This window comes from Pseudarthrobacter sp. NIBRBAC000502771 (assembly GCF_006517215.1).
Classification (GTDB): Bacteria; Actinomycetota; Actinomycetes; order Actinomycetales; family Micrococcaceae; genus Arthrobacter; species Arthrobacter niigatensis.
On the sequence record NZ_CP041187.1, the window covers coordinates 1,841,671 to 1,860,746 of the forward strand.

Genomic DNA, 19,076 nt, shown 5'->3' on the forward strand with positions numbered 1-19,076 from the left:
GGAAAACAATCGGGATGCCCCGGCTGAACCCTTTCAGCTCAGGGAGAGGTCCGCTCCGTCGTGGGACGCCGAGAGCATCAGGACCCGGGCCACCGTGGTCCAGCCAAGATGGGAGTAGAGCTTCTGCCCGTCCAGGGAAGCCAACAGCAAACCGGCGCGGACATCATGCCCGAAGGCCTGGGCCGCCAGCGCACGCATGATGAAACTGCCCAGTCCCCTGCGCTGGAAGGCAGGCTCGGTGATGATCTTGTCGAACACTGCGGTGTCACCGACCACGAACACCCGGCCACTGGCCGCGAGGGCGTCTCCGGAGCGGACCTCCGCGTAATGCACGCCGTCCTGCTCGTAAGTGGACAGGCTCAGGTCGTCGTCGGACAACCACGGGTCCTCGGCGTCCTGCGTCTCCATGTCCACGATCATCATCGTCTGCGAATCAGACGTGACGTTCAGCCCCTGACGGGCTGCCAGGGCGGCGTACCGTGAGGGGTCATTGGTGAGAATGGTCAGTACCCGCGCCGGGGATTCCGCAGTCCTGGACGCGAGGGTGGCGAACTCGTCATCCGTGGGCTCGGACGCGAAAATTTCCCACTCGCCGCTGGTGTCAGAGCGGAGCGCAGCGGGGAAACGGCCCTCCGTGGAGGTCCGGTAGCCGCGACATCCGGCCCAGCCGGCAACCCACACTTCGAGCAGGCCAGTGATGTCTTCAACCAGGGTTTCCGGGCTCATGGCAAGAAGACTATTCCAGCCCGATCGGAAGCAACAGAGGGGGCCGCAGTGCTTATGCAATTGTGATCAGTGCCGGGCCCGCTCAGCCGGTGCCACGCCTGGGAGGGGCAAACCCAGCCGGTACCCTTAAACACGTGGCTTTGAACAAGATTGTGCTCTTTTACGGTTTTACCCCCCTTCCAGACCCGGAGGCTGTCCGCCTTTGGCAGCGTGCCCTGTGCGAAAAGCTGGGACTGACCGGCCGCATTATCATTTCCAGAGACGGGATCAACGCCACCGTGGGCGGGGAAATCGGTGCAGTTAAGCAGTACATCAAGACCACCCGGGAGTACGCCGGGTTCCGGGACATCGACGTCAAATGGTCCGATGGCGGCGCGGCAGACTTCCCGCGGCTCAGCGTGAAGGTCCGGGACGAGATCGTCTCCTTCGGCGCGCCGGGGGAACTCAAGGTTGACGCCGGGGGCGTGGTGGGCGGCGGGAAGCACCTGAAGCCGGAGCAGCTCCACGAGCTCGTTGACTCCAGGAAGAGGGACGGCGAGGACGTGGTCTTCTTCGACGGCCGGAACGCCTTCGAAGCCCAGATCGGCAGGTTCAAGGACGCCGTGGTGCCGGACGTCGCCACCACCCACGACTTCATCAAGGAGCTGGAATCCGGCAAGTACGACTCCCTGAAGGACAAGCCGGTGGTGACCTACTGCACCGGGGGCATCCGCTGCGAGGTCCTGTCCAGCCTCATGGTGAACCGCGGCTTCAAAGAGGTTTACCAGCTGGACGGCGGGATTGTCCGCTACGGCGAGGCGTTCAAGGATCAGGGCCTCTGGGAGGGGTCGCTGTACGTTTTTGACAAGCGCATGCACCTGGAGTTCAGCGATGACGCCAAGACCATTGGCCAGTGCGCCCGGTGTTCGGCGCCCACCAGCAAATTCGAGAACTGTTCCAACCCGAGCTGCCGCACTTTAACGCTGTACTGCGCCGATTGTGCCGCGAGCCCGGAGACGCTCCGCTGCCCGGACGGGTGCGCCGCGGCCTGACCCCGGCACCGGACAGCGCCGGTAAGGTTACCGCGCCTGTCCCGGTAACGGCAGGGCGTCAGAGCCGTTGCACACGGAACGCGTAGTTCGCAGCGGTCCGGGCCTCCACCCTGACCGTTAGCACGCTGTCCGTCGATACATAAATGACGTTTTGGCGGTTGATGCCGCACCGCAGGCCCAGGTCCACCAGGGTGAGGGTTTCCGTACTGACCGTGAAGGTCACCCGGCGCTGGCTGCGGCACGCGATGGCCAGCATGTAGGTCCCGGTTTCCAGCACCGGCGACCGGACCGTCCGGACTTCACCGGCAGCGAGCAGTCCTGCCTCGGCCTGGACCACGGGACCCGTGGTGCCCGGAAGCGCCCGTGATTCCCAGTCCTCAAGATCGGCCTCGCCAACCGGATCCTGCTGCAGCGGGTCGCGGGTGAACGCCGGCGCCGGGGCAGCGGTCGTGGTGCCCCGCGCGCTGGAGGCCCGGCCGTCGTCGTACGAATATTCACAGCCGGACAGGGCACCTGCCGCAAGCACAAGTCCAAGGGCGACGGCGGCGGCCGCCTTCGGTGCCAGCGGCGCCCGTGCTGTCCCTTCCGGAAGGGACGCGGAGGTTCCCCGCACGCTGGGCATAGTCCGACTTTAAGCCCCCGCCGGGCGGCAGGCCAGAGCCGGAACGGGCGTTATTGCGCCGGTGCCAGCTGGTAGGCGTAAAGCAGCGGAGCGTCCACGCTGGAGCTGCTGATTTCGACCCGGCCCGCAGCGGGCAGGCTGATCCTGGTGGTCTCTTGCCGGCCGTTGCAGGCGGCTCCGGCTTCCGTTACGGCCTTGCCGTCCAGGGACACGGCGAAGAAGGCTTTGCCGGTGCCGTCGCACACCGCAGTGAGCGTGTAGCTGCCCGCGGGAACCCTAGCGGCCTCCTGCACAATGCGGTCCCGGTTGAGGATCTTGCCGGAATCCTGCAGCACAACACCCGCCGGGGAGGATGGCATCGCGGTGGCCCGCCACGCCGATACATCTGCGTTCTCCACCGGATTCGACGGTGAACACCCTGCCACGGCAAGGCAGAGGCCGGCGGCAGCCACTGCCCCCGGCAGCGAACGGCGAACAGCGGCCGCCGTGCGGGCGCGCGGAAGGAAGGCGGGGCGGGAAGGCATGGGACCACCGTACCCCGCACCCACCCCGGACTAAACTTGAGCGGTGCCTGCATCCCCTTATGAGTTCACCGCCGGAAACACTCCCGACGCTCCCCGCAGCGACCTCCCCGCATTGCTGTCCGCGCTCGCCGCCGACCTGCGCGGGCTGGACTACACGCTCGACGGCGTGGCGCAGCTGCTCGGCCCTGAGGCCTCGTCGGCGTTGAACAGGGACCAGCTCATCCCCGCGGTGCTCGCTGTTGAACAGGCAGTGCGGGCCGACGCCGGCACTGTGCCGCTCGCCGCCGTCGTCCGCCTGTGGCTCCTCGCAGAGCCGCAGGAAAAGGAAACGCTCGACGCCGCGCTGCCGGGCACCGGCGCCGACGGACTCGTTGAGCTGGGGCTGGTGCAGCCCGTCCCCCGCTCCGGGCTGCTCACGGCAAAAGCCGACCTGCGGCCGTACGGCTGGGACAGGAACGGCGACGGCAGCGGCGGTGCGGAGCTGTGGGTCGCCAGCGACCTTGCTGCCCACCAGCAGGCCGGCGTGCTCCGGCACGACCACGTCCTGGGCATCGGCCAGGCATCAACCACCCTGGTGCAGACCACCATCCGCCGCCACACCGAGCGCGCCCTGGACCTCGGGACGGGCTGCGGCATCCAGGCCTTCCACCTGCTGCACCACTGCCAGCACGTCACGGCCACCGACATCTCCGCGCGTGCGCTGGCCTACGCCAGGTTCAACATCCTGCTCAATGCCGAGGCGCTCTCGGTGGACCCTGCGCGCCTCGAAGAGAGGGTCAGCCTGCGCCTGGGTTCACTCCTGGAGCCGGTGGCCGGTGAAGAATTCGGCCTGGTGGTCTCCAACCCGCCGTTCGTGATCACCCCGCGCAGTGCCGGCGAGGACGCGGCGGACCAGTTCACCTACCGCGACGGCGGCCTGCCCGGTGACGGGATCGTGGCCTCCCTGGTGGCCGGCCTGCCAGGCGTTTTGGCACCCGGCGGGTGGGCCCAGATGCTTGGCAACTGGGAAGTCGCCGCCGGCAGCAGCTGGGAAGAACGGCCACAGTCCTGGGTGCGGCAGGGCACGGATGCCTGGTTCATCCAGCGTGAGCTGGTCAGTCCGGAACAATACGCCGAAACCTGGCTGCGGGACGCCTCCGAGTCCCGCGACCGGCAGCATTACCGGGACGCTTACGCCGCCTACCTCGCCGATTTCGGCTCCCGGGATGTGGCCGGCATTGGCTTCGGCATGGTCTGGCTGCGCCGCCCCGCAGACGGAAAACCTGCCGCCATCAGCCGCTTCGAGGAAATCACCTACCCCATCGAGCAGCCAATCGGCCCCCACCTGGGTGCCGCCGTCGAACGCAGCGACTGGCTCGCCGCCCACGACCTTGCCGGCACGCACCTGCTCGTGGCGGACGACGTCACCGAGGAACGCCACCAGCGCCCAGGCGCAGAACATCCTGGCGTGATCCTGCTCCGGCAGGGTGCCGGGCTGCGGCGGACCAACTTGATGAGCACCGAGCTGGCCGGCTTTGTGTCCGCGTGCGACGGCGACCTCACCGCCGGGCAGATCGCCGGGGCTTTGGAGGCCCTCCTGGGCGGCGGCGAAGGCTTCGACGCCGGGACCTTCCAGGGTGCACTGCTCGCCGACGTGGCCAACCTGGTCCGGGACGGCTTCCTGGTCCCGGCCGGAAATCCGGCCCTGGAATAGGCCCCCTCAAGCCCTCATCGGAGCCCCGTCTTTTCCACAGGAATGCGCACGATTGCCCAAAATATGGTGAACTAGGCGGACATGGGCTCATCTGCCCCAGCAACCTTTTTCTGTAGGAGCACCGTGCCAAGCAAGGCCAAAACCGGCAAGAAACTCGTGATTGTGGAGTCTCCGGCCAAGAGCAAGACCATCGCCAAGTACCTCGGCGAGGGCTTCATCGTAGAGGCCTCCATCGGTCACATCCGCGACCTGCCGCAGCCCTCGGAACTCCCCGCCGAGCTGAAGAAAACCTCCGTGGGCAAGTTCGCCGTCGACATCGACCACGACTTCAAGCCCTACTACGTGGTGTCTCCGGACAAAAAGAAAAAGGTGACCGAGCTCAAGGCCGCGCTCAAGGACGCCGACGAACTCTATCTCGCAACCGATGGGGACCGCGAAGGCGAAGCCATCGCGTGGCACCTGCTCGAGGTGCTCAAGCCCAAGGTCCCCGTATACCGGATGACGTTCGGCGAAATCACCAAGGAAGCCATCCAGCGCGCCATGGGCAACCTGCGCGATGTTGACCAGGACCTGGTGGACGCCCAGGAAACCCGCCGCGTCCTGGACCGCCTCTATGGCTACGAGATTTCCCCTGTCCTGTGGCGCAAGGTGGCCCGCGGCCTCTCCGCCGGCCGCGTGCAGTCCGTGGTCACCCGCATGGTGGTGGACCGCGAACGCGAACGCATGGCCTTCAAGGCTGCTTCCTACTGGGACCTGACCGGCCAGTTCGGTGCGGACTCGGGCTCCTTCAAGGCCAAGCTTGCCGCCGTGGACGGCGCCAAGGTGGCCACCGGCCGCGACTTCAACGACAACGGCGAACTCACCTCCCGGAACGTGGCCCACCTCAACGAGGAACTGGCCACCTCCCTGGCGGCAGGGCTGCAGAACGCCGACTTCCGGGTCCGCTCGGTGGACACCAAGCCCTACACACGCCGTCCCGCTGCACCCTTCACCACCTCCACGCTGCAGCAAGAGGCCGGCCGCAAGCTGCGCTTCTCCTCCAAGAGCACCATGCAGATCGCCCAGCGCCTGTATGAAAACGGCTACATCACCTATATGCGTACAGACTCCTCCGCGCTGAGCGACGAAGCCGTCACGGCAGCCCGCCGCCAGGCCTCCGAACTGTACGGCCCCGAATACATTCCGCAGTCCCCGCGTGTCTACTCCAACAAGGCCGCGAACGCGCAGGAAGCGCACGAGGCCATCCGCCCCGCCGGTGACTCCTTCCGCACGCCTGCCCAGGTGGCCAAGCAGCTTTCCGGCGACGAGTTCCGCCTCTACGAACTCATCTGGAAGCGCACCGTCGCTTCCCAGATGGGCGATGCCAAGGGTTCGACGGCGACCATCCGGCTCGGTGCCGTGTCCACCGACGGGAGGGACGCAGAGTTCTCCGCCTCCGGCACGGTGATCACGTTCCCCGGCTTCCTCGCAGCGTACGAGGAAGGCAAGGACGAGACCCGCGGCGACGACGACTCCGACGAAGCTCGCCGCCTGCCCAACGTTGCCAAGGACGACTCGCTCACGGCTTCCGACATCCAGGCCGTGGGCCACGAGACCTCCCCGCCACCGCGCTACACGGAGGCCTCGCTGACAGCGGAGCTGGAGAAGAAGGGCATCGGCCGTCCGTCCACCTACGCCTCCACCATCTCAACCATCCAGGACCGCGGCTACGTCCGGAAGCAGGGCTCGGCCCTGGTGCCCAGCTGGATCGCTTTCTCCGTGATCCGGCTCCTGGAACAGCACTTCTCCGATTACGTGGACTATGAGTTCACCGCCGACATGGAAGGCGACCTGGACAAGATCGCCAACGGCCAGGAAGCCGGCGCCTCCTGGCTGCGGCACTTCTACTTCGGCGAGGATTCCGATCCGGGCCTGCTGAGCATCGTCAACAACCTGGGCGAAATCGATGCCCGCGAAATCAACTCCATCCCCATCACCGACGAGATCACCCTCCGGGTGGGCAAGTTCGGCCCTTACCTGGAAAGCTCTGCCGCCGTGGTGGACCCGAAAACGGGCGAGATCGTCGAATCGGCGCGTGCCAACGTCCCCGAGGACCTGGCCCCGGACGAACTGACTGCTGCAAAGGCCATCGAACTGATGGAGACGGCGGCGCCCGAGGAACGCGTGCTCGGCGCGGATCCGCACACCGGACATACCGTGGTGGCCAAGAATGGCCGCTACGGTGCCTACGTCACAGAGATCATCCCGGAAATGACCGACGAGGAACTGGCCAACCAGCCGGTGGAGTACTACAAGAACGGCAAGCCCAAGCCGCCGAAAAAGCCGGTGAAGGCCAAGCCGCGCACGGGTTCGCTCTTCAAATCCATGACCGTTGAATCCGTGACCCTGGAGGAAGCGCTCCAACTCATGAGCCTGCCCCGGGCACTGGGAGAGGACGCCGAAGGCAACCTCATCACGGTGCAGAACGGCCGGTTCGGCCCGTACCTGAAGAAGGGGACGGACTCACGCTCCATCGGCTCCGAAGAGGAGATCTTCACGATCACCCTGGAGCAGGCACTGGAGATCTACTCGCAGCCCAAGCAGCGCGGCGCCCGCGCCGCCGTGCCCCCGCTGGCCGAATTCGGCCCCGACCCGGTGTCCGAGAAGAACATCGTGGTGAAGGAAGGCCGGTTCGGCCCCTACATCACGGACGGCATCACGAACATCACAGTGCCCCGTGCCACCTCCCTCGAGGAACTCACGCGGGAACAGGCGGTGGAACTGCTCGCCGAGAAGCGCGCCAAGGGACCGGTCAAGCGGACCACCACCCGCAAGGCGCCGGCCAAGAAAAAGGCCACGGCCAAGAAGTAACCAGGTGGCCGGCGCGTTTGCGCCGGCCACAGTATCGTGATCGGCTAGGGGAATGACTGAACAGCCCGCGCACACGGACCTCCAGCCGCTCAACGACCTCGAGGAGAAGCTCGCCACCGGTGGCCAGCCGGACGCAGACCCTGTGGACGTCATCCTGTCGTTCCTCAACAGCGAGGTCTACATCATCAGCTCGGACACGGTGGAGGGCGTGGACTCCCAGGTGGAGCCCCTGGTTCTTGCCAATGCCGACGGCGACCCCGTCCTGGCCGTCTTCTCGCACCCCAGCAGGGTGGACCAGCAGTACTTGGAAGCCGCTCCCAACGTCCTGGGCACGCAGGGCGCCGCCATCATCGCCAACATCGGCGATGAGCTGGGCATGGTGATCAACCCGGGCGCGGCCTACGGTTTCGAGATCAACCCCGAGGGTGTTGCCAACATCAGGCGCGACTTCAAGCGCGCTGACGAGCAATAATGTCCCCATGCGTCTAGGCGTCCTCGATATCGGGTCCAACACTGTCCACCTGCTCCTGGTGGATGCCCACCCGGGCGCGCAGCCGGTCCCGTTCGCTTCCCATAAGCGGCCGCTGTCGCTGGTCCAATACCTTGAGCCGGACGGCAGCATCAGCGACCAAGGCCAGCAGGAGCTCACGGACTTCGTGCTGGAAGCCTGGGAATTCGCTGCCCGGCACAAGGCCGAGGACCTCCTGGCTTTCTGTACCTCCGCGATCCGGGAGGCCGCCAACGGCCCGGCCGTCCTGGCCAGGGTCAAGCACGAGACCACGGTGACCCTGCAGGAATTGAGCGGCAGCGAAGAGGCGTCCATGACGTTCTTCGCGGTCAGGCGCTGGCATGGGTGGGGCGCCGGGCCCATCCTGAACCTGGACATCGGCGGCGGCTCCTTCGAAATGGCGTTCGGCCAGGACGAACTTCCCGAGGTGGCGACTTCCGTGCCGCTGGGTGCCAGCCGGCTCACCCGGGACTGGCTTCCCGAGGACCCGCCGACCGCGAAGAGCGTCAAGGATCTGCGGCGCTACATCCGGGCCACGCTCAAGCCTGCCGTCCGTGAATTTGACGGCCTGGGCCGGGCAAACGTGGTGGCCGGCACCTCCAAGACTTTCCGGTCGCTGGCCAGGATCGCGGGTGCTGCGCCCAGTGCCGAGGGTCCTTACGTCAAGAGGGAACTGCACGCCTCGGACCTGGGAATCTGGACGCAGCGGATCTCGGCGATGAGTTCGGAAGACCGCCTGCACCTTCCCGGAGTATCCGAGGCCAGGGCCCGCCAGGTCCTTGCGGGCGCTTTGGTGGCCGAGGCCGCCTTGGAGATGTTCAAGTTCAAGAAGCTCCGCATCTGCCCGTGGGCGCTGCGTGAAGGGCTGATCCTGCGGCGCCTTGACCAACTGGTCTTCGACGGACCCTTGGAGCCGGCACCCCACGTGGCAGGCTCCCGAACCGTGGAAGCCACTGTCTAGCCCTTTGACGAAGGGGTGCCAGTTAAATGCGGAAGCACCGGGGCCGGCTACAGGAAAATGGGGGAAAACCTGTTGCCGTGCCACCGGTGCCCTGGCAGACATCCCCATGCCTGCCGCATCACTCGCACCCTCAATGAGGTAATAACTACGTTAGGACCCCAAGTTGTGTGCTGCCTGCGCTGAGGATGGGAGTTGCCTGTGAATGCCTGCGGACTGTAATGATGGAGGCATGAGCAACCGAATCGCATTCCTTGGCTGTGGATCCATGAACGAAGCCATACTTGGCGGCCTGCTGGAGGCAGGGAAGGACCCGGGGGATGTGGTGGCCACCGTCCGCCGCGCGGAGCGCGCCTCGGAACTCGCCCAGCGCTACCAAGGGATCACCGCCATTGCCGGTGAGGAAGAACCCGACAACAACAGGCAGGCCGCCAAGGGGTCTGCGGTGGTCATCCTCGGCGTCAAGCCGGTGGGCATCGCGGACCTGGCGAGGGAAATCAGCCCCGCCCTGTCACCGGAAACCGTGGTGGTCAGCGTGGCCGCGGCCGTGTCCATCGCCCAGCTGGAGGCCGCACTCCCCGCGGGGCAGCCGGTGATCCGGACCATGCCCAACACGCCCGCCAAGCTGGGCCGCGGCGTCGTGTCCGTCTCGCCCGGCACGCACTGCAGCCCCGAACAGCTCCAAATGGTCAAAGACCTCCTGCAGGGTGCCGGAACTGTCGTGGAAGTCCCCGAAGAGCAGGTGGACGCGCTCTCGGCCATCAGCGGCTCCGGTCCCGCCTACGCCTTCTACCTGGCCGAGGCCATGGCCTCCGCAGGGGAGGAACTGGGCCTGGACCGCGAGCTTTCTCTCCTGCTGGCCCGCGAAACCGTGGCCGGTGCCGGCCTCATGCTGGCCGAACCCGGCGCCGACCCTGCAGCCCTGCGCAAGGCCGTCACGAGCCCCAACGGCACCACTGAACGCGCCATCGCCACGTTTGACGAACAGGGCATCCCGGCCATCATCGCCGCCGGCGCACGCGCGGCAGCTGACCGGGCCGCCGAAATCACCAGACAGCTCGGCTAGCGGCGGTTGGGCCGGTCGAAATCCGGTTTCGACAGGCCCAACCACCGTGGGACTTTATGGCCGGGCGGCGAACCGCTCCAGCAGGTCCACGTGGCCGGAAACGATCAGCATGTCCCGCGAAGACACCTTGGTCTCGGGCCGGGCGTACGTAAAGTCTTCACCAGGGGACTTCACCCCCACAATGGTCACCCCGTACTTGGAGCGGACCTTTGACTCGTCCAGGGTGAAGCCCACGGTTTCGCGTGGCGGGTACATCTTCACGATGGCGAAGTCGTCGTCGAACTCGATGAAGTCCAGCATCCGGCCGGACACCAGGTGTGCGGCGCGAACTCCGGCGTCGGCCTCGGGGTAGATGACGTGGTTGGCGCCGATCCGGGTCAGGATCTTGCCATGTGACGGGGTGATCGCCTTGACCCAGAGGTGCTCGATGCCCAGGTCGACGAGGTTGACCGTGATCAGTACCGAGGACTCGATGGAGGTTCCCACGCCCACGACGGCGGAGCTGAACTCCTGGGCGCCCAGTTGGCGGAGTGCATCAATGTTGGTGGCGTCGGCCTCCACCACGTGGGTCAGGAGGGGCGCCCATTTCTGCACCAGGTTCCGGTCCCGTTCGATGGCGAGCACTTCCCGGCCCTGCTTGACCAGCTGCTCCGCGGTGGATGATCCAAAGCGGCCCAGCCCGATCACCAGGACCGGAGCGTTGTGGGCGGGGCGCCGGGGGGCGTCTGTGGAACTAGCCAATGATCGGCCTCTCTTCGGGGTAGTGGTACAGCTGGCTGCGCTGGCGCAGGGCAAGTGCCGCGGCGAGGGTTACGGTGCCCACGCGGCCGGCGAACATGAGGGCTGTGAGGACGTAGACTCCCTCGGGCGGCACCTCGGCGCTGAGCCCGGTGCTCAGGCCAACGGTGGCGAAGGCCGAAATCGTCTCGAACAGCACCCGGTCCAGTGTTGCGCCGCTGAACTGCAGGAGCAGGAAGGCGGAGACGGAAACCAGGGTGGCGCCGGCAACGATCACGGAGATGGCCACCCGCATGGTGCCTTGCGGAATGGTCCGGCCGTACACCTTCACGTCGGCATCGCCGCGGGCCTCGGCAACGATGGCCAGGAACATCACGGCGATGGTGGTCACCTTGATGCCGCCCGCCGTCGACGCCGACCCGCCGCCGGCGAACATCAGCGCGTCGGTCAGGAGCTTGGTGGTGGATTCCATGTGGTTCTGGTCCACCAGGTTGAACCCGCCTGAACGCGTCATGACCGAGGCAAACAGGGAGTGGGTGATCTTGTCACCGAGGCCCATCGGTCCGATGGTCCGGGCGTTGTCCCACTCCATCAGGGCCCACAGGAACGTGCCCGCGGCGAGCAGGATAAGTGAGACCTGGATGGTGAGCTTGGTGTGGAGGTTCCATTTCTTCCAGTTCAGCCCGTTCTGCTGCAGCACCATCACCACGGGAAAGCCCAGGCTGCCCAGGAAGACGCCCACCATCAGGGGGATGAGGATCCACAGGTCCGTTTCGTAGGGCACGATGCCGTCCGAATGGGGGGTGAAGCCGGCGTTGTTGAACGATGAAATGGCGTAGAAGATGCCGTGCCAGACAGACTGCCAGAACGGCTCGCCCAAAGTAAGGAAGCGCGGGATCAATGCCAGCGCCAGGATGCCTTCGATCACCACTGAAGTGGTGATGACGATCCGCAGCAGGGTGCCCACTTCGCCCAGGCGGCCTGCGTTGTTCATGGATTCCGCGGCGATGATCTTCCCGCGCACGCCCAGCCGCTTGCTCACCATGAGGGCGAGCAGCGAGGCGAGGGTCAAGGTGCCCAAGCCGCCGATGAAGATGCCCACCAGGATTACCAGCTGGCCGAAGAAGGACCAGTGGGCCGCCGTCGATACCACCGTGAGTCCCGTGACGCAGACCGCCGAGACCGCCGTAAACAACGCCTGGTGGATGGGGGTGGGGGTTCCGTCGGCGGCAGAGACCGGCAGGGTGAGCAGGAAAGTAAAAAGTGTGCAGACGGCGGCGAACGCAGTCAGTGCCAGCCGCGCGGGGGACGTATTGGCAATGTCGTCAATGAAGTCGCGCAGCCGGGTGAAGATCCAGAGGCCCTCCCGGTCCTGCGCCGGGGGGTGCCAGGGGGCCGGCGTCCGGGGCCTCGACTGGCTTTGCGTCATGTGTGGCTTTTCCTCGGTTGAAACGGCTTCCTTCAGTAGTAAACCACTAAAGCCGGCGTCATGACCGGGCCGGCGGCGGCACAGGCTCGGGTAGCCTGTGATTGATGACATACTTGCCCGGACTCCGCCAGCCCGCGCCGCCAACGATGGTGGCGTGGAGTCCTGACATGACAGCCTACAACTTCGGCCCCGGCCACCCCATGGCACCGGAGCGCATGGACCTTACCGCGCGCCTCTCACGCAGCCTCGGGCTCTTCGACCTGGACCACGTTGACCTGGCAGCTCCGGAGGTGGCATCCGACGCAGAGCTGGAGTCCGTCCACTCGGCCGACTATGTGGCAGCAGTCCGCCGGGTCAGCGCGGACCCCACCCGCCCCGACGAATCACGAGGGCTGGGAACCGAGGATGATCCCGCGTTCGCCGGCATGCACGAGGCCGCAGCCCGCCTGGCCGGCGGCTCGCTGCTGGCAGCCCAGCGCCTGCTGGAAGGATCGGCCGTGCATGCTGTGAACTTCGGCGGCGGTATGCACCACGCGGCCCGGGAGCGCGCCAGCGGATTCTGCATCTACAACGACGCCGCCCTTGCCGTGCAAAAGCTGCTTGACGGCGGCGTGGGCAAGGTGGCCTACATCGACGTCGACGCCCACCACGGGGACGGTACCCAGAACATCTTCTGGGACGATCCGCGGGTCCTCACGATCTCGCTGCATGAGACGGGGCTGACCCTTTTCCCCGGGACCGGCTTCGCCAACGAGACCGGCGGTCCGGCTGCCGAGGGGACGGCCGTAAACGTCGCCCTGCCGGCCGGTACCTCAGACGCCGGCTGGCTCCGCGCCTTCTACGCCGTGGTGCCCCAGCTTGTGGGGGCCTTCGAACCGGGGGTGATCGTCAGCCAGCACGGATGCGATTCGCACCGCAACGACCCCCTCACGCACCTCAACCTCAGCGTGGACGGGCAGCGCGAGGCGGCCAGCGCCGTCGGTAATCTGGCCGAGCGCTATTGCGGCAGCCGCTGGATCGCCACCGGCGGCGGAGGCTACAACGTGCTGGACGTAGTGCCGCGGACCTGGAGCCACCTGGTGGCCATCGCTGCGGGACGTCCCGTGCCGCTGCGGACTCCCGTGCCGGGGGGTTGGCGGCAGTACGTGATGGAGAAGTTCGGCAGGGAGGCGCCCACCCTCATGGGGGACGACGTGGAGCTCTGGTGGCGGTCTTGGGAGGTGGGTTTCGACCCCAACGACGCCGTGGACCGCACCGTCATGGCCACCCGCAAGGCAGTGTTCCCGCTGCACGGGCTGGACCCCTGGTTCGACTAGTCCGGCCGAAACCGTGTGCCGCCGAAATAGTTGATGCCTTTAGACGTATATGTCGCTAGGGTGGGAGGCATGGTGACAGACGACGTATTTGCCGTCATAGCGGAATCCACCCGGCGGGACATCCTGGTGGCGCTTCGGGCAGGCGACAAAGCCGTGGGGGAACTGGTGGAGGAACTGGCGGCGAGCCAGCCCACCATTTCCAAGCACCTGAAAGTCCTCCGTGAAGCACAGCTGGTCAGCATGCGCGCGCAGGGACAGAAGCGCTACTACGCCCTGAACCGGGGCCCTTTGGAGGGCATCGCCAGCTGGCTTGAGACGTTCGACGTCGGCAGCGGCGGCAGCGCCGCAGCCTCGCCGGACGGGCCGGTCCGGGTGGCCGCCGACCAGCCGGTCCCGGCCCACCTGCAGGAAAGCGTCGCCGCGGCGGCAGCCCCGCCGCCGCAGGCCCCCCGGGCCGCCGGGCCTTCGCAGCCGGCCCGGGAGGACATTCCTGCGACCGTCATGGTGAGGGAAGGCGCGGAGCTGAGCCCCGCCGTCGTCATTCCCGGCGGTACGGCCGCCCCGTTGAGCGACGACACCGTGCCGCAGCAAATCGGAAGGACCGTTGGCCGCGCCGCCACCAAGGCAGCCGACCTGCTGGCCAACCTCCCAAACCTGCCGAAATTCGGGCGCAAAAAGTAGGACTTACCGGGGCAGCAGCCGCACGTGGTCCGGGGTGAGCTCGGAAATCCGGCTGACTCCCAGCAGCGCCATGGTGCGGGCCATATCCTTCTCAAGGATCTGCAGGGTCCTGTCCACGCCCGCGCGTCCGCCTGCCATCAGCCCGTAGAGGTAGGCGCGGCCAATCAGCGTGAAGTCGGCGCCCAGTGCCAGCGCAGCCACGATGTCCGCGCCGCTCATGATGCCGGTGTCCAGCATGATGGCGGCGTCACTGTTGTCAGCGGTGAGGGCCTGCCTGACCTCCGGGAGCAGGTGGAACGGGATGGGGGCCCGGTCCAGCTGGCGGCCGCCGTGGTTGGACAGGACCACGCCGTCGGCGCCGTGGTCCACCACCTTGCGGGCGTCCTCGACGGTCTGGATGCCCTTGACCACCAGCTTGCCCCTCCAGGTTTCGCGCAGCCAGTCCAGGTCCCCGAACGTGAGGGTGGGATCAAACATGGAGTTGATCAGGTCGGCCACCGTGCCGGTGTAGCGGGACAGCGAGGCGAAGGTCAGGGGCTCGTGGGTGAGGAAGTTGAACCACCAGGCGGGCCGGTAGGAGGCGTCCAGCACGGTTTTGAGGGTCAGCGCCGGCGGGATGGTCATGCCGTTCCGGACGTCGCGGAGGCGGGCACCCGCCACGGCGGTGTCCACGGTGACCATGAGGGTGTCGTTGCCGGCTTTGGCGGCGCGCTCAATGAGTTCCAGCGAGCGGTCCCGGTCTGTCCACAGGTACAGCTGGAACCAGTTCCTGCCGTTCGGGGCGGCCTGGGCCACATCCTCGATGGAGGCGGTGCCCATGGTGGACAGGGTGTAGGGGATGCCTGCGGCTTCGGCGGCCTGCGATCCGGCGTACTCGCCCTCGGACTGCATCATCCGGGTGAAGCCGGTGGGGGCGATGCCGACGGGGAGCCGGGACGGCTTGCCCAGGATGTCCGTGCTGAGGTCGATGCTGGAGACGTTCCGCAGGATGCCGGGCCGGAACTCGATGTCCAGGAATGCCTGGCGGGCGCGGCGGAGGGTGATCTCCTCTTCCGCGGCCCCGTCCGTGTAGTCAAAGGGCGCCTTGGGGGTGCGGCGTTTGGCGATGTCGCGCAGCTCCCAGATGGTGCTGGCCCGCTGCAGCCGGGCGGCCCTGCTGAACTCCGGCTTCTTGAACTGCATCAGGGGCGCCAGGTCCGAGTATTTGGGGACGCGCCGCTTCAGGGCGGCAGGCAGGGCGGACGACGACGGAGCCCCGGCGGGTGCCGGCGCTGCGGGAATGTCCGTGGCATCCGGCGCCGGGGTGGCTTCCGGATTGTTGGGCTGGATGGTGTGGGTCATGGCTCCTCCTATGGTCCAACCACACTCTAGGGCATGTGGTCCAACCACATCAAGTACCATTGGCCTATGCGCACCCACCAGTTGGTCCTGCACTGGATCGAGGACAGGCTCTCAGCCGGCGACCTGGCGGTCGGCGGCAGGCTCCCGGCGGAGCGCACCTTGGCCGAACAGCTCCAGGTCTCCCGGACTTCGGTACGTGAAGCCATCCGGATCCTCGAAGCCATGGGCGTAGTGCGGTCCGGTGTCGGTTCCGGTCCGGACGCCGGGACGGTCGTGATCTCTGATCCTGCCGCCGCCCTTGGCTCGGCCCTTCGGCTCCATGTGGCCACCCAGCACCTGCCGGTGGCAGACATCGTGGAAACCCGGGTCCTCCTGGAGTCATGGGCTGCCGCCCAGGCACGCCGGGATGCGCCGGAGCTGGAAGAGGCGGCCACGCTCCTGGCGGCGATGGATGCGCCCGAAGGCCTGTCCGTGGATGATTTCCTGGCCCTTGATGTCCGGTTCCATTTGGCCCTGGCCCACGCGGCCGGCAATGCGGTGGTCAGCGCCATGATGGGATCGCTGCGCGAATCCATCCAGGGGTACGCGGCCCGACTGACCGGAAACCTGCCGGACTGGAACGCCACAGCCTCGCGCCTGCGCACCGAGCACCATGCCATCCTCGCCGCGGTCAAGGAGGGCGATGGGAGCCGGGCAGCCCAGCTGGTGGCCGACCATATCGAGGGGTTCTACAAAGAGGCCGGGCTGGGCGCGGGATAATCCTGGGCGCAGCGTAATGAGAGGCTTAGCCGTGGACCGTGCTGCGGGGCGCCTTGGCGGGGCCCGTGCTGGCCCGGACTTCGAGCCGCGGCTGGTAGTGGCCGCCGGGGGTGCCGGTTGCCTCGTTGCGGATCAACGCCCGGAGCTGCTGCCAGGCCTGCTCTCCCAGTTCGGTGATGGGGACCGCGCCGGTGGTGAGGGCCGGCGTCGTATACCTGGCAAAGGGAATGTCATCGAAGCCCGTTACCGAGATGTCGCCGGGGACGTCCAGCCCACGTTCGTGGAGGCCGCTCATCAGGCCCATGGCCACCAGGTCGTTGAAGGCAAGGATTCCGGTGGCCCCGCTTGCCAGGACGGCATCCACTGCCCCATGGCCGGTGTCGAAGTCCGAGCCACCGTCCAGCATGGTCACCTCCACCTCGGGGTGGGCGGCCTTGAACGTTTCCAGGCCTTGGAGGCGCATCTCATTGGAGGCGCTGCGGGGCGGGCCCGCAAGGAAGGCCAGGCGGGTGTGGCCCAACTCCACAAGGTGCCCCGCGATGTCCTGGACGCCCTGGCCGTAGTCCACCACCAGGCTGGGCACGTTCGGCGTGGAGGTGGTGCGGTTGATCAGCACCAGCGGGTGCAGCGAGGGTGCGATCTCCTCCAGTTCCGCATCGGTCATGCGTGGAGCGCACAGGACCAGTCCGTCACAGCGCCTGCGCGCCTCGCCTGCGAGGATGGACTCCTCGCTGGACACTTCGAATGAATCCGCGATAAGCACGCGGTAACCGTCCTGGGCGGCTGCCCGGCTTAGGCCGCGGAGGATCGCCTGGAAGGTGGGGTTGGCCAGGTCCGGCACCACAATCCCGATGGTGTCCGTCTTGCCGAGGGCCAGGCTCCGGCCCACGGGATTGGGCTGGTATTTCAGTTCGGCGGCGGCTGCACGGACCCTGGCGGCAATGTCCGGGTCCACGGTGAAGTTGCCGTTCATGACACGCGAGACCGTGGCATGGGAAACCCCCGCCTTGGCTGCGACATCAGCGATGCCGATCCGGCCGCTTGCCGATTTCCTGGCCATGGGAACCCTTCGTTCGCGCCATCCGCCGGGGCTGCCGCGACCAGTTGGTGTCCGGGCGGCCGGCCGTGATGGCAACCTGCTTTGAATGACAGCATATACGGGGGCAGGAAAGCGATTTCTATGCTTTTCCCAGCCATGTTCCCCGCCCGGCGGCCGGGGATCCGAGCCGGCTGGGAAGAAAGCGCTTTCCTCCAGTACCGGAAATGGTTGACGGATGCCTCGCCGGGTTGGTACAACTTTTAGAGACAACTGAGAAAACGCTTTCTCGCCTGGCTTTCCAATCGGGGCAGCAGAGTGCCGCCGCTGATCCACAGGCGCCGTTCCTACGGCCGTAAATGAGCTTTCGAAAGGGACCCCATGGTCAACACAGCCGAGACGACGTCGGCCGCAGCTGCCGCGCAGGCCACTGCCAAGGACGGCGGGAAGACCCGCATCGCCCTGATCGGCACGGGCGGCCGTTCCGAGATGTACATCCGTGCCATCTACGGCAAGCACGCGGACACCGCCGAACTGGTGGCCTTCTCGGACGTGAACCCGGGTCGCGTGGAGTTCTACCAGAAGCTCATCCAGCAACTGGGCGCGCCGGGACCGGTGGCGTCCTTTGATCCCGCGGACCTGACAGCGTTCATCCAGGCCAACGGCATCGGCCGGATCATCGTCACCACGCCCGATTACACCCACGCCGACTACATCGTGGAGGGGCTCCGGGCCGGTGCAGACGTCGTCGTCGAAAAGCCCTTGACCATTGACGCCGAAAGCTGCCGCCGCATTGTCGAGGCCGTCCACGAGACCGGACGGAACGTGGTGGTCACCTTCAACTACCGCTACTCGCCGCGCAACAGCGCGCTCAAGGAAATCATCCAGAGCGGCGTGATCGGCAAGGTCACCTCGGTTGACTTCAGCTGGGTCCTGGATACCGTCCACGGCGCGGACTACTTCCGGCGGTGGCACCGGGATAAGAAGAACTCCGGTGGCCTCCTCATCCACAAGGCCTCCCACCACTTCGACCTGGTTAACTGGTGGATCGACGACGTCCCGGAGCGGGTCTTCGCCTCCGGCGGCCTGAAGTTCTATGGCGACAAGAACGCCGTCGAACGCGGGCTTGGCCCCCGCCCCGAGCGCGGAACGCCCGACGCCGATGCCCCCGCCGGCCCGAAGGACCCGTTCACGCTGGACCTGAGGGAGGACGAGCGGCTCAAGGCGCTCTTCCTGGACAACGAACACTACGACGGCTACCGCCGCGACCAGGATGTCTTCACCGCTGGCATCACCATTGAGGACAACCTGGCGCTGGTGGTGGAGTACCACGGCGGGCCGCGCCTTAGCTATTCGCTGAACGCGCACAGCCCGTGGGAGGGCTACCGGGTAGCGGTCAACGGCACCGAGGGCCGGGCCGAGCTTGAAGTGGTGGAACGGGCCGCCGTCCTGCACAGCACAGGCAAGAAGACCGTGGTGGACCCGAGCGCAACCCCCGTGGAGGAAGAGGATGCCGTGCGCCGCAACGGTGAGCGGCTGGTGGTCCAGCGCCACTGGGAGGCCGCGTACGAGGTGCCGATCGTCAACGGTGAAGGCGGCCACGGCGGCGGTGACGAACTCCTGCTCTCAGACCTCTTCAACGGCCCCGGCGAGGACCCGCTGGGCCGTCCCTCCGGATACCTGGACGGGCTGCGCTCGGTGTCCGTGGGTATTGCCGGCAACCGGTCCCTGGAAACGTCCCTGCCCGTGCGCGTCCAGGATTTGGACCTCGGCGTCGACCTTCGTCGCGGCAGGTAGG

At 66.8% G+C, this 19,076-nt stretch carries 17 protein-coding genes; 10 read left to right on the forward strand and 7 right to left on the reverse strand.

Annotated features, from left to right (window positions below):
- Positions 1-33: 33 nt before the first annotated feature.
- Positions 34-726 (reverse strand): GNAT family N-acetyltransferase, encoded by a 693-nt coding sequence (locus tag NIBR502771_RS08595; protein WP_141159387.1) that lies wholly within the window; start codon positions 724-726, stop codon positions 34-36.
- Between the two features lie 134 nt (positions 727-860).
- Here NIBR502771_RS08595 and NIBR502771_RS08600 point away from each other — a divergent pair, with 134 nt between their 5' ends.
- Positions 861-1,757, forward strand: coding sequence for a rhodanese-related sulfurtransferase (locus NIBR502771_RS08600; RefSeq protein WP_141159388.1), 897 nt, complete (start codon positions 861-863; stop codon positions 1,755-1,757).
- A 58-nt stretch (positions 1,758-1,815) separates the two neighbouring features.
- Here NIBR502771_RS08600 and NIBR502771_RS08605 read toward each other — a convergent pair whose 3' ends face one another.
- Both NIBR502771_RS08605 and NIBR502771_RS08610 read right to left on the reverse strand, forming a co-directional pair.
- On the reverse strand, positions 1,816-2,379 hold the full coding sequence (locus NIBR502771_RS08605; protein ID WP_246839841.1) for a hypothetical protein: 564 nt from the start codon (positions 2,377-2,379) through the stop codon (positions 1,816-1,818).
- A gap of 50 nt (positions 2,380-2,429) precedes the next feature.
- Positions 2,430-2,903: a hypothetical protein gene (locus NIBR502771_RS08610; protein WP_141159389.1), complete on the reverse strand. Its 474-nt coding sequence runs from the start codon at positions 2,901-2,903 to the stop codon at positions 2,430-2,432.
- Between the two features lie 43 nt (positions 2,904-2,946).
- Here NIBR502771_RS08610 and NIBR502771_RS08615 point away from each other — a divergent pair, with 43 nt between their 5' ends.
- From NIBR502771_RS08615 to proC, 5 genes are all read left to right on the forward strand, one after another.
- Entirely contained in the window at positions 2,947-4,596 is a 1,650-nt protein-coding gene (locus tag NIBR502771_RS08615) for a methyltransferase (RefSeq protein ID WP_141159390.1), read from the forward strand.
- Positions 4,597-4,719: 123 nt separating this feature from the next.
- Entirely contained in the window at positions 4,720-7,446 is a 2,727-nt protein-coding gene (topA, locus tag NIBR502771_RS08620; RefSeq protein WP_141159391.1) for a type I DNA topoisomerase, read from the forward strand.
- A gap of 52 nt (positions 7,447-7,498) precedes the next feature.
- A complete protein-coding gene (locus tag NIBR502771_RS08625; RefSeq protein ID WP_141159392.1) occupies positions 7,499-7,918 on the forward strand; it encodes an SseB family protein in 420 nt (139 codons plus the stop codon).
- Positions 7,919-7,925: 7 nt separating this feature from the next.
- Entirely contained in the window at positions 7,926-8,915 is a 990-nt protein-coding gene (locus NIBR502771_RS08630) for a Ppx/GppA phosphatase family protein (protein ID WP_141159393.1), read from the forward strand.
- Between the two features lie 229 nt (positions 8,916-9,144).
- A complete protein-coding gene (gene proC, locus NIBR502771_RS08635; protein ID WP_141159394.1) occupies positions 9,145-9,978 on the forward strand; it encodes a pyrroline-5-carboxylate reductase in 834 nt (277 codons plus the stop codon).
- Positions 9,979-10,032: 54 nt separating this feature from the next.
- Here the strand turns inward: proC and NIBR502771_RS08640 are convergent, their stop codons facing one another.
- Together NIBR502771_RS08640 and NIBR502771_RS08645 are read right to left on the reverse strand one after the other, a co-directional pair.
- The gene (locus tag NIBR502771_RS08640) at positions 10,033-10,719 is read right to left on the reverse strand and encodes a TrkA family potassium uptake protein (RefSeq protein ID WP_026265713.1); all 687 of its coding nucleotides are present in this window, start codon (positions 10,717-10,719) and stop codon (positions 10,033-10,035) included.
- Positions 10,712-12,145 (reverse strand): TrkH family potassium uptake protein, encoded by a 1,434-nt coding sequence (locus NIBR502771_RS08645; protein ID WP_141159395.1) that lies wholly within the window; start codon positions 12,143-12,145, stop codon positions 10,712-10,714. The genes NIBR502771_RS08640 and NIBR502771_RS08645 overlap by 8 nt, the downstream gene beginning before the upstream one ends.
- Before the next feature lie 104 nt (positions 12,146-12,249).
- Here NIBR502771_RS08645 and NIBR502771_RS08650 point away from each other — a divergent pair, with 104 nt between their 5' ends.
- Complete coding sequence (locus NIBR502771_RS08650) at positions 12,250-13,461, forward strand: acetoin utilization protein AcuC (RefSeq protein ID WP_141159396.1); 1,212 nt, start codon at positions 12,250-12,252, stop codon at positions 13,459-13,461.
- A gap of 69 nt (positions 13,462-13,530) precedes the next feature.
- Complete coding sequence (locus NIBR502771_RS08655) at positions 13,531-14,142, forward strand: helix-turn-helix transcriptional regulator (protein ID WP_141159397.1); 612 nt, start codon at positions 13,531-13,533, stop codon at positions 14,140-14,142.
- Positions 14,143-14,145: 3 nt separating this feature from the next.
- Here the strand turns inward: NIBR502771_RS08655 and NIBR502771_RS08660 are convergent, their stop codons facing one another.
- Positions 14,146-15,483, reverse strand: a complete 1,338-nt coding sequence (locus tag NIBR502771_RS08660) for an alpha-hydroxy acid oxidase (RefSeq protein WP_305775682.1) — start codon at positions 15,481-15,483, stop codon at positions 14,146-14,148.
- A gap of 66 nt (positions 15,484-15,549) precedes the next feature.
- Between NIBR502771_RS08660 and NIBR502771_RS08665 the strand changes: the two genes are divergently transcribed.
- The gene (locus NIBR502771_RS08665) at positions 15,550-16,242 is read left to right on the forward strand and encodes a FadR/GntR family transcriptional regulator (RefSeq protein WP_141159398.1); all 693 of its coding nucleotides are present in this window, start codon (positions 15,550-15,552) and stop codon (positions 16,240-16,242) included.
- A gap of 25 nt (positions 16,243-16,267) precedes the next feature.
- Here the strand turns inward: NIBR502771_RS08665 and NIBR502771_RS08670 are convergent, their stop codons facing one another.
- A complete protein-coding gene (locus tag NIBR502771_RS08670; RefSeq protein WP_141159399.1) occupies positions 16,268-17,302 on the reverse strand; it encodes a LacI family DNA-binding transcriptional regulator in 1,035 nt (344 codons plus the stop codon).
- A 357-nt stretch (positions 17,303-17,659) separates the two neighbouring features.
- Here NIBR502771_RS08670 and NIBR502771_RS08675 point away from each other — a divergent pair, with 357 nt between their 5' ends.
- A complete protein-coding gene (locus NIBR502771_RS08675) occupies positions 17,660-19,075 on the forward strand; it encodes a Gfo/Idh/MocA family protein (protein ID WP_141159400.1) in 1,416 nt (471 codons plus the stop codon).
- Position 19,076 lies beyond the last annotated feature (1 nt).

Coding starts and splice junctions, on each gene's coding strand:
- NIBR502771_RS08645 (WP_141159395.1), bottom strand. CDS start 12,145: ATGACGCAAAGCCAGTCGAGGCCCCGGACGCCGGCCCCCTGGCACCCC.
- NIBR502771_RS08670 (WP_141159399.1), bottom strand. CDS start 17,302: ATGGCCAGGAAATCGGCAAGCGGCCGGATCGGCATCGCTGATGTCGCA.
- proC (WP_141159394.1), top strand. CDS start 9,145: ATGAGCAACCGAATCGCATTCCTTGGCTGTGGATCCATGAACGAAGCC.
- NIBR502771_RS08595 (WP_141159387.1), bottom strand. CDS start 726: ATGAGCCCGGAAACCCTGGTTGAAGACATCACTGGCCTGCTCGAAGTG.
- NIBR502771_RS08675 (WP_141159400.1), top strand. CDS start 17,660: ATGGTCAACACAGCCGAGACGACGTCGGCCGCAGCTGCCGCGCAGGCC.
- NIBR502771_RS08655 (WP_141159397.1), top strand. CDS start 13,531: ATGGTGACAGACGACGTATTTGCCGTCATAGCGGAATCCACCCGGCGG.
- NIBR502771_RS08605 (WP_246839841.1), bottom strand. CDS start 2,379: ATGCCCAGCGTGCGGGGAACCTCCGCGTCCCTTCCGGAAGGGACAGCA.
- NIBR502771_RS08660 (WP_305775682.1), bottom strand. CDS start 15,483: ATGACCCACACCATCCAGCCCAACAATCCGGAAGCCACCCCGGCGCCG.
- NIBR502771_RS08610 (WP_141159389.1), bottom strand. CDS start 2,903: ATGCCTTCCCGCCCCGCCTTCCTTCCGCGCGCCCGCACGGCGGCCGCT.
- NIBR502771_RS08665 (WP_141159398.1), top strand. CDS start 15,550: ATGCGCACCCACCAGTTGGTCCTGCACTGGATCGAGGACAGGCTCTCA.
- NIBR502771_RS08650 (WP_141159396.1), top strand. CDS start 12,250: ATGACATACTTGCCCGGACTCCGCCAGCCCGCGCCGCCAACGATGGTG.
- NIBR502771_RS08630 (WP_141159393.1), top strand. CDS start 7,926: ATGCGTCTAGGCGTCCTCGATATCGGGTCCAACACTGTCCACCTGCTC.
- NIBR502771_RS08625 (WP_141159392.1), top strand. CDS start 7,499: ATGACTGAACAGCCCGCGCACACGGACCTCCAGCCGCTCAACGACCTC.